The 10,060-nt window shown below is 69.7% G+C and carries 6 protein-coding genes; 3 read left to right on the top strand and 3 right to left on the bottom strand.

Annotation, left to right across the window (positions count from 1 at the left end):
* Together VD972_RS02190 and VD972_RS02185 are read left to right on the top strand one after the other, a co-directional pair.
* Window positions 1-2,216: ABC transporter substrate-binding protein (locus VD972_RS02190; RefSeq protein WP_324979996.1), on the top strand; the 2,216-nt coding region annotated here is incomplete at its 5' end.
* 34 nt (window positions 2,217-2,250) lie between these two features.
* Window positions 2,251-3,153, top strand: coding sequence for an NAD(P)-dependent oxidoreductase (locus VD972_RS02185; RefSeq protein ID WP_324979993.1), 903 nt, complete (start codon window positions 2,251-2,253; stop codon window positions 3,151-3,153).
* A gap of 15 nt (window positions 3,154-3,168) precedes the next feature.
* Here VD972_RS02185 and VD972_RS02180 read toward each other — a convergent pair whose 3' ends face one another.
* Together VD972_RS02180 and VD972_RS02175 are read right to left on the bottom strand one after the other, a co-directional pair.
* Window positions 3,169-5,310 carry a hypothetical protein gene (locus tag VD972_RS02180; protein WP_324979990.1) on the bottom strand — a complete coding sequence of 714 codons (2,142 nt, stop codon included), beginning with the start codon at window positions 5,308-5,310 and terminating at the stop codon, window positions 3,169-3,171.
* Between the two features lie 126 nt (window positions 5,311-5,436).
* On the bottom strand, window positions 5,437-6,048 hold the full coding sequence (locus VD972_RS02175; protein WP_324979988.1) for a DedA family protein: 612 nt from the start codon (window positions 6,046-6,048) through the stop codon (window positions 5,437-5,439).
* Between the two features lie 158 nt (window positions 6,049-6,206).
* Between VD972_RS02175 and VD972_RS02170 the strand changes: the two genes are divergently transcribed.
* On the top strand, window positions 6,207-6,704 hold the full coding sequence (locus VD972_RS02170; protein WP_324979985.1) for a hypothetical protein: 498 nt from the start codon (window positions 6,207-6,209) through the stop codon (window positions 6,702-6,704).
* Between the two features lie 710 nt (window positions 6,705-7,414).
* On the opposite strand, the gene VD972_RS02165 is transcribed toward VD972_RS02170, so the two are convergent.
* Window positions 7,415-10,060, bottom strand: a 2,646-nt coding sequence (locus tag VD972_RS02165; RefSeq protein ID WP_324979982.1) for a hypothetical protein, incomplete at its 5' end; no start/stop codon positions are given.

The raw sequence follows: 10,060 nt of genomic DNA, 5'->3' as shown, positions 1-10,060 counted from the left end.
AGACGAACCTGCTGGCCCTCAACGCCTCCATCATCGCCGCGCAGGCCGGCGAGCACGGGCGCCCCTTCGGCGTGGTGGCCAACGAGATCCGCGGGCTGGCCGAGCGCACCGCGCGCTCCACCCGCGAGATCGCCACCATGGTGACGGGGGTGCGGCAGGCGGTGGGCACCGCGGTGGTGCTGGTGAGGGAGGGCCGGCAGCAGACCACCGTGGGTGTGCAGCTGGGAGATCGGGCGGCGGCGGCGCTGGCGGAGATCCGCAACATCACCCAGCGCACCTTCGCGGCCGTGGAGTCCACCGTGGAGGAGACCAAGCGCCTGGAGCAGCAGGGCGGCACTGTCGTCGAGGCCAGCCGCCGGGTGGCGATCCAGGTGGACGATGTGACGCGGGCCGCCATCGAGCAGGTAGGCCATGCGCGGGAGCTGGTCCGGCAGACGGGGGAGATGGCGCGGCTGGCCCGGGAGGCCACGGACAAGGTGGAGGGACAGGCCCGCACTGGACACCAGCTCTCCGACTCGGTGGTGCGGCTGACGGCGGCCATCGATGACATCCGCAAGGCGCACGGGGTGCTCACGCACGGAGAGACGGCCATCCGCGAGGAGGTCACCCGCGTGCGCGAGGACGCCCGCCGCGTCATCCGCATCGGCGACGAGCTGAGCCGCACGGTGGATCAGCTCAGCCATGAGACCTCGAGCCTGGAGGCGGAGGTGTTCCGCTTCCGCCTGCCCCAGCCTCGCGCCGGGGGCACGCTGCGCGTGGGCATCCACCAGGCAGCGGCGCTGCGCTCGCGGCAGAACCTGGATCCGCTCTTCAGCGTGGAGAACCAGCTCTCGGAGCTGTGCGCGTGCGTCTTCGTCGGCCTGCTGCGGCTGGAGGATGGCGTGCTGGCGCCGGATCTGGCCGAGCGGTGGGAGGCGGATCCCTCCGCGCGCGTGTTCCGCTTCTTCCTGCGCCGTGGCGTCACCTTCCACGATGGCGTGAAGCTGACGGCTTACGACGTGAAGCGCCACTTCGAGCGGCTGCTCAACCCGCAGGTGCGCTCGCCGGATCGCACCCTGCTGGAGGACATCGCCGGAGCGGTGGACTACGTGAGCGGCACCGCGCGCGAGGTGCACGGCATCCAGATCATCGACGAGGCGACGCTGGAGATCCGGCTGAAGGAGCCCAAGGCCTTCTTCCTCCACCTGCTGGCGCTGACCCCCACGGCGATTGCCCGCGTGGATGCGACCGGGCAGCTGCAGGGAGCGGGCCCCTACCGGATGGAGCAGTACGAGCAGGAGCGCATCACCCTGGTGCGCAACAACTCCTACTTCCGCGACGGCCAGCCCCTGCTGGACCGGCTCGAGTTCCGGCTGGTGGACTCGCGGAAGGAGGCGCTCGACCAGCTCCAGGCAGGCCAGGTGGACTTCGTCTCCTTCCTCTATGCCGAGCAGGCCCAGTCCGCCGGCATGGAGATGTTCCAGGTCATCGCCAGCTCCACACCCTCCACCGCCTTCGTGGGGCTCAACCTGCGCGAGCCTCTCTATGACGACGTGCGGGTGCGCCAGGCCATCCGCGCCGGGCTGGACATCCCCACCCTGGTGGAGCGGTTCCACCCCGGGGCGCGCATGGCGAGCACGCTCACTCCGCCCGAGCTGCTGCAGGACACGAACAAGCCCGTGATGCCGAGCCCGGATGTGGCGAAGGCCGAGCTGCTGCTGCGCGATGCGGGCGTGCGCAAGATTCCGCTCACCATCTACTTCCCCACCGGACGGGACACCTCCGAGGAGGACAAGGTGCTCTTCCGGCCGCTCATCGAGGCGGGGCTGCTGGAGCTGCACCACGTGGAGCTGCCCCCGCAGGACTACACGGCGCGGCTTCGCTCCGGGCGCATCCCCGCCTTCCGCACGCTGTGGATCGCCGACTACCCGGATCCGGACAACTTCCTCTACTTCCTGCTCCACTCGAGCGGGCAGACCATCTACCCGCTGGGCTACAAGAACCCGGAGCTGGACAAGCTGACGACCGAGGCACGGGTGTCCATCGATCCGGATCTGCGCTACCAGCTCTACCGCCGCGCGGAGGAGATCTTCGAGCAGGACTGCCCGCTCATTCCCCTCTACCACGACCGCATCTACGCCGTGGCCAGCCCCCTGGTGCAGGCCCTGCGGCTGCACATGACGCCCCCTCAGGTGCGCTTCGAGGATCTGTGGGTGGACACCGATACAGCGCCGTAGCGGCCCTGAGGCAGAGACAACGAGAGAGGTTCACATGGAGCTGCGAGACAAGGTCGTCCTCGTCACGGGAGCCAATGGGTTCGTGGGGACGTATGTCATCCAGCGCCTGCTCACGGAGGGCATGCGGGTCCGCGCGCTGGTCCGGCGGCTCGACGCCCGGGCGAAGCTGGAGCAGCTGGGGGTGAAGACGATCCTGGGAGAGCTCACGGATGCGCGCGCTCGGGAGGATGCCCTCCGGGGTGCCCACTGCGTGGTGCACGCCGCGGCCTCGGCGTCTTCGGACCTGGCCGAGGCCCGGCAGGTGAACGTGCAGGCCACGGCCTCCCTTGCCGAGGCCGCGCTCGCCTCCGGCTGCGAGCGCTTCGTGCACCTCTCCACCGTGGCCGTCTACCCCTTGCGGAGCCGGGAGGGTGTCGTGGACGAAGCCTCTCCGCTGACGACGAAGACGGAGGGGGATGCCTATGCCACGAGCAAGGCCGAGGCAGAGCGAGCCTTGCATGCGGTGGCGTCCCAGGGCCTGCGCACCGTCATCCTGCGGCCCGCCGTCATCCTCGGCGTGCACCCCTCGTCCACCTGGGGCACCGTGTTCCCTCCGTACATCGCGGCCGGCAAGTTCCCTCATGTGGAGAAGGGGCAGACGTCCATGGGCTACCTCCACATCAGCAGCCTGACCGAGGCCGTGGTCCGCTCCCTGCGCGTCGATGAAGCGGCCGGACAGACCTTCAACATCCTCGACGGCCATGTTCCGTGGCACCGGTACACCGCCTTCTTCACCCAGGAGCCGCTGCCCTCCCATTCGCCGGAGCAGGTGCCCGAGTTCCTGTCGTTCCGGGGCAGCTTCTCGGTCGAGAAGGCCCAGCGCGTGCTGGGCTTCGCGCCCAGGGAGACCTTCGAGTCGAGCATGGAGGAGATCGTCCGCGCCCTGCCCAAGCCGTAGGAAGGGGGCGACGGCTCAAGGCACGGCGCGGCGGGTTCCCGAGACGCCATGGCGGTCGGGCCAGCCTCGCGTCTCGGCGTTCCCGAACGATCCCAGATCGAACGCCTCCAGCCGCCACGTGCCCTCGCGCTCGAGCACGACGTAGAGGAAGCGGCCCACATGCACCGCGCCGGCAATGCGGGGCCTGTCTCTCAGCGGGCAGATGGCGACCCGCTCTCCCTGGGCGAAGAGCTGCACATGGGCCAGTGGGCCTCCATCCAAGGCCACGTCCGTGAGCGTGCCCACCGCACCGCCGCGCACCAGCGAGGCCTGGTAGAGCGTACCGGGGGCATCGATCGGGAGCACGGACACCTCCCAGTCGGTCTCCCCCGTCTGGGCGCTCATGGCCCGCAGCACCAGCCGCTCGAGCTCGTGCGTGCAGGGAGCACCGCCTGCATCCGGGCACGAGCGCGCAAAGGCATAGCCCACGTCATCCAGCAGCAGCGCCGGCTCGTCCATGGGAATGAGGTGCTGCTCGCCCCCGTCCCAGGGCACCCACGCCACACCTCCGTCCTCCCGGTTGGCGAAGAGCCGCGCTCCCGAGAAGAGGCGCCCTCCTGCCACGGCCAGTGACGCACCGCCGTCCCCCTGCACGTCCACCACGGGCGTGGTGACGAAGCCGGTGCCCGCGTCTCCTGGCTCCGGATCCGCGCGCGACACGCGCCCACCTCCTTCAGCGCCCAGCAGGACGGTGCCCAGCTCATCGAGCGCTACGCGAGCGCCCTCACCTCCAAAACCCTCCACGGGCCCGGCCCTGTGGACGCCGCCATCCGTGCCCAGCACCAGGAGGGTCGCGAGCGCCTGGGGAGTGCCTCCATCCGTGCCCCCGTCCGCTGCGACCCCGGCGTCCGCGGCCGCTCGCCATGACACGAGCGCCACCACCTCTCCCTCCGCCGTCAGCGCCACACGCCCCACGCCCGTCGAGGGCTCCAACTCCTTATAGGGAGGAACTCCCCCGGCCAGCGAGGTCTGCCACAGGCGCTCGCCTGGGCTGGCCAGGGCATAGCTCTCCAGGGCCTCGGGCTCGCGCACCAGGACGCCGCCGTCGGACACGGTCAGCAGGGTGCGCGGCCCTCCATCCGAATAGGGTGCCTCAAAGCGCAGCAGGCCGTTCTCCGTGAAGGCCACGAGCCGGCACCCCGCATCCTCTCCGCACACGGATGCGTAGAGCCCCCGCTCGTGGACGAGCAGCACCGGCCCTCCGGGCTCCGCCACGGGCGCCCCGCCGAGCCGCTGAGAGAAGGTCGGACGGAGATCTCCGGCGTCCGGCCTCACACACTCCCCCGAGGTGCACTTGCCCTCTCCCTGACAGGGCGTCGCGGGAGAGCACAACGTCCCCTCGGGAGTGGGCAGGGCACGGCAGGCCCCAGCAAGGCAGAGGTTCGCCGTCACGCAGTCCACGCTGCCACAGACGGCGAGCTCGGCCGCATTCTCCTCCCCGCAGCCGCTCGTGCGCCGGCACACGCCCACCTTGCATGGGTTCGAGGGCTGGGGGCACACGACGGCCGTGTTCACACAGCCCTCCATGGGAGAGCAGGCATCCACCGTGCACGGGTCATCATCGTCACACAGGCGCGGCGAGCCGACGCAGGCGCCCGCCTGGCAGCGGCCCTGCTCCTCACACCGGCTGGAGGGGATGCAGACCGTCCCATCCGGCGCCGGGGTCTCCACACACACGCCCGGCTCCAGCTCGAAGTGAGACTCGCGACACTGCACCGTGGGAATGCACGCCAGGGGCCGCACGCCCTCGCCCCTGAGCACCACGTTCTCGGTGCGGCTCGCGGAGGTGAGCACCAGCGTCCCCTCCACCGGCTCGCTCCCCGCGGTGAACACCACCTCCACCGTCACTGTCCCTCCGCCGGGGACGAACACGGAGCTCTCCACCACGGAGAAGGGGCTGGCGGTGCTTGCCGCCACCGTCACTCCAGCGCGCCCCGTGCCCAGCAGCGTCACCGTACGGCGTGACTGCTCGCCCTCCAGCACCCGCCCGAAGCTCACCTCGGTCTCCCGTGGACGGAAGTCCCCACGCGCGCCGCCGGTTCCAGGCTCGTCACACCGGCAGGCACCGGCGATCACGAACGCCACGAGGAACAGGAGCCAGGGCCGAGTGCGGAGCATGAGCCGGACTTAACCAGCTTCGGGTGGACGCCAGAAGAGGCAGCCGCGCCGGACTGCCCACCCCTCTCAATCGTTGAGAACTGGGGCATGCAACCCCCTGGCTGCCACCTGGGGAGCGCCGCCGGCTCAGGTGGCCGGAGTGCGCCGCGCGAGCGCCCGGACAACCACCGCCAGCACGCCGATGAGGACGAGCACCACCACGGCCAGCTGGTACCGCGCCACCAGCGACTCCAGCCGCTCGAGGTTGCCGCCCACCGCCCGGCCGATGGTCAGCACCAGCGCGTTGTGGGCCATGGCGGAGATCGTACCGAGCAGCAGCGCGTTGCGGCGGGGCATGCGCGCCGCCCCCGCGGCGATGAAGATGATGCCGCGGATGCCCGGCAGGAAGCGGTTGACGAGCAACAGCCACGGCCCGGTGCGGCGCATCCGGGCCTGCACCCCCTCGAGCCGGGCATGCGTGAGGCCGAACAGGCTCGCCTGCGGGTTCGCCTCGAAGCGCCGCGCCAGCCAGGTGCCGAACCAGTAGTTGATGGCCGCGCCCGCCACGCTGCCCGCCGTCACCACCAGGAAGACGAGCGGCCACGGGTGATCGCCGCGCACCGCATACACCCCGCCCAGCAGGGTGATGGTGTCTCCCGGGAAGGGCGGCACCACATACTCCAGCATCGCCGCCAGTCCGAGGACGAGCAGCCCCGCCATTCCCAGCGTCATGATGAAGTGATCAATGGACTCCACCATCCGCGCTTCCCTCTCCTCGGAGCCTCGGAGCCTGCAGGCCCTCCCACCATAATGCGTCCCACCCCCGCAATCCCGTTCCCAGGTGGGTCAAGCAGCCAGCCCCAGCAACCCAGTTCGGCACCCGGCCGGCTGTCGCCGTAAGATGGTGGACACCTACCATGACCCCTGCCCCCCACCTCGCCCCACCTTCGAGCGCCGTAGCCCCCTCCACGCCGGCGCCCACCGCCGCTCTGGCGCCCCTGCCTGCCGCGCGCCTCATGGCGCACGCCGCCGCATGGCTGATGCTCATCGGTCTGCTCACGGGTGGCTACGTCTCTTCGGCGATGACGGGAAAGATTCCCGCCGATCCGCACATGGCCCTGGCCGCCCACCTGAACGCGCTGATGGGGACGTTCTTCCTGCTCGGCGTGGCGTGGACGCTGCCCATGCTGCGCTACGGTGCCGTGGGCCAGCAGCGACTGGCCTGGCTCGTCATCGTCGCCAACTTCGCCAACTGGGCCGTCACCTGCGTGAAGGCGTGGCTGCGCGTGTCAGGCGTGGATCTCATTGGCCAGCCGGCCAATGACGCCATCTTCCTCACGCTCACCGCCACGGTGGTGCTGCCCTCGCTCGTGGCCGCCGGAGCGTGGGTGTACGGCTTCCGCCGAGCCACCTGAGGAGCACTCTTCCACGCGATAGCTGCTCGCGGCCGGGACCCGGACCACGTAGAGGCAGGAAGAGTGGCCCCGCTTGCGGCAGGGGTGGGTCTCTTCGTGGAAGATGCCCCCCATGACATTGAGCACGCGCATTCCTCCGAGGATCAGCCCCTTGTCGAAGGAGCAGGGGTGGGGGTTGGTGGCTTCAATCTCGATGGTGCCTCCAGGCCGGAGTGTGCACCGGTAGTGGCCGATGCCTTCCTGAATGTGGTCCGTCGCCGGATCCCACATCACCCGCCCGTGCTTGCGGTGGTTCAGGTGGTACGCCCGGTCCATCTGCACAGCCATGGCCTGGAGGTCCCCGGTGTTGGGCGCCCACTGCGCGCACTTCGCCACCGACACGCCAATCTGATGCAGCACCGAGTCGCCCAGCAGCCGACCCGCACGCGCGAAGGCCCGCTGGAAGCCACCGAACGCGTACCAGGCCTTCGGATCCACGAGGATCGTGCCATCCGTCGCCTTGTGCCCCACCTGCTCCGCCAGCAGGATCTGACTGGCCAGCTCCTTGAACGGGCCGAACGCCCGGACGAGCCCGAACACGATGCGGCCTGACACCTCGATGCCCTTGTAATCAAGAAATGGAGTCATGGTGTGAATCCTCTCGGGTGCAGAACTCGAGAGAGGGGCGCGCCGTCCCCCTTGCGGCGCGCCCCTCCCTCACTACCGGTGAGTCAGAGGCTGGACGACTGCTGGAGATCGGCGCTGTGCCCGCAGTCCCCGTCATCCCGCTCATCCCCGTCGTACAGGCCGTCCTCATCCTGATCCACGCCGATGCGCCACTCCGTGCCCTTGGGCACCACGGTCCAGGTCAGCTCACTGCCGGGACCGGCCAGCGTCCGCAGCAGCACGGCGCTCACCCGCTGCGAGGCCCGGTCCGACTGGAAGTCCCCGCCCCCCCTGTAGGTGTACCCACGCGCCACGCCACCCTGCCGGCCCTTCACCACCAGGCCCACCTTGCCGCTGTTGGCCAGGGCGAGGAAGGTGTCCACCCGGGCGCTCTGCTCCGAGCTCGGCCAGGCGGAGGTCAGCGTGATCTGCCGGCCCACCGCCGCGTGCGAGTCCTTGCTGTCCGGACCGGGCGGCTCGAGCGGGTTGCTCGCGGAGCCTTCGGGCAGCTCCGATCCAGAGAAGGCCAGCATGAAGGCCACCAGATCCGCGATCTCCTGATCGCTCTCCACGAAGAAGGCGGAGTTGGCGATGAAGCGCGCGATCGAGTCCATGGCGCCGTGATGGCTGAAGCTGAAGCCCGCCTGGCTCTCCAGTTGAGTCAGCTCCAGGCCCTCCTTCTCATAGAGGTTTCGCAGCTGCGGAATCTTGAGCACCACGTTGGTGCTTCTATCCGAGGTGACGAGGGCGGAGTGACTCTCGCCATGGGGGCCGTTGGGGAATGGCACGAACTGGCTGCCGTTCCACGTCGTGCTCGTACCGACGCCGCTGGGCAGCGTGTGGCAGGTGGAGCAGGCCGCAATGCCAAGCCCCAGCAGGTTCGGCGGCCGGAAGAGCGCCAAGCCGTTGACGGCGTTCCCGTTGGGCAGCGGCTGTCCCGCGGGAGCAAAGCGGCCGGGGGTGAAGCGGCCCGGCAGCGGCAGGTTCGTGGGCAGGGTGTTGTCGAGGTTGCGGAACGGGTTGGGCGGGAAGGTGAGCGTGGTGAGGAAGTCCTTGAACTGCTCCATCTCCACAGGGCTGAGCACCGCCTCGGCCCCCTGAAGCCCCTGGAAGGCGGGGTTGAAGTCCTCCAGGCTGTTGCGATCCCCGCGCCAGTGCAGCGCCTCCTTGCCGATAATGTCCTGGAGCGTCTGGGTCGTCATAGGGCCCTTCATCGGGTGGGCAGGCTCGAAGGGCGGCAGCGGAATCGGGAAGGTCACGCCCATGTTCTGGTTCTGATTCTCGAAGGAGACCATCTCCCCGCTCGGGTCTCCCAGATCCCACGCGAGCTTGTCCATGCGCCCATCCACGTGGCACGAGCCGCAGGAGACGTGGCCCAGGCCCGAGCTCTTGTGCGTGTCATAGAGGTGCTTGCGGCCCACCTTGATGGCGCTCGGCGTCGGATCGAAGAAGGGCACCCGGGCCTTCTCCCGGTGGTCCTGGAGGCTGACAACGGAGAGGCTGGCGCCGAAGCGGTTGAGGACGTAGAGCCGGCCGCGGCGAGAGTCGACCACCAGGCCCGTGGGGCCCTCACCGACCCCGATCTGCCCCAGGCGCTGGCCCTCGGCGCCCACCACCGCCACGTTGTTGGAGCCCATGCCCGTCACGTACCCGCGCGTGCCCGCCGCGTTCCACGCGATGCCGCGGGGGTCGCCCAGGGACTTCTGGCGCTCGGAGGGGGGAATCGTGGACGTGGTGTACGTCAGGTGCGGGTTGAGATCCCTCAGGGCGCTGCGCACCGCGCTGACCGGATTCACCTTCGCCAGCTCCACGCGCAGGAAGCGGCCATTGAGGACGGGCTCGAAGCGCACCTCGTTGGTGGCGTCCGTGCCGACCACGGTGACGTCGCCGCTGGGGTGCACCGCCAGCGCCATGTTCAGGTTCATCAGCCCGGTGGCATACGTGACGGCCAGGGTGGCCGTGTCGATGATGGCCAGGTCCCGATCTGCCAGCCTCCACCCGACCCGCCGCCCAGAGGCGGCCGCGTTCTCACCGCTGACCAAGTCCGTCCAATCGTGGGCGTTGTCATCCATCCACTGGCCGTCCGCGTCCTGCTTCACGATGAGCGGCCCAGGCGGCGGCGGCGGCAGAGCGGGGTTGATGAGGGGAAAGAACGACGAGCCCGCGTTAGGCGGCGGGTTGATGCCGCCATAGGGACCAAGCGGGTCGCTCACGGCGTTGGGCGGGAAGAGGTCGGGCTGGGCGGGGTCGAGTTTGGTGCTGCCACCTCCCAGGACGGTGCTCCCATTGCCGGACTCGAAGATCGCCGCGTACACCTTGCGCCCATCCGGGCTCACCGCCAGGGCGCGAGGATCCTCGCCCTGCACCGGCACGCGCCGAGGTGGCGCCAGCGGATGGTTCGGGTCCACCACCAGCACGGTGTTGACCTGGGAGCAGGTGATGAAGGCCCGGCGCGGCGCTCCGGCGAAGACGACATCCGCGGGCTCGTCGTCCGTGGGCACGGTGGCCACCACGTTGAGCCGGTTGAGATCCACGATGCTCACGCTGTCGGAGATGTGATTGACGACCCAGGCCTCCGTGTTGGAGCGCGCTCGCACGGACACGGGATCCAACCCCACTGGGATGGAGGCCATCAGCCTGGGCTGGCGCTCATGCTCGGTGACCTCGAATACCAGCAGCCGGTTGTCCGCCGTGTTCACCGCCAGCAGTTT

This window comes from Hyalangium sp. (assembly GCF_035629615.1).
Taxonomy (GTDB): domain Bacteria; phylum Myxococcota; class Myxococcia; order Myxococcales; family Myxococcaceae; genus Hyalangium.
This window is presented reverse-complemented; position numbering and strand designations above follow the sequence as displayed.

Bases quoted from the DNA above. Each gene is read 5' to 3' on its own strand.
- VD972_RS02185 (WP_324979993.1), top strand. From the start codon at position 2,251: ATGGAGCTGCGAGACAAGGTCGTCCTCGTCACGGGAGCCAATGGGTTC.
- VD972_RS02180 (WP_324979990.1), bottom strand. From the start codon at position 5,310: ATGCTCCGCACTCGGCCCTGGCTCCTGTTCCTCGTGGCGTTCGTGATC.
- VD972_RS02175 (WP_324979988.1), bottom strand. From the start codon at position 6,048: ATGGTGGAGTCCATTGATCACTTCATCATGACGCTGGGAATGGCGGGG.
- VD972_RS02170 (WP_324979985.1), top strand. From the start codon at position 6,207: ATGACCCCTGCCCCCCACCTCGCCCCACCTTCGAGCGCCGTAGCCCCC.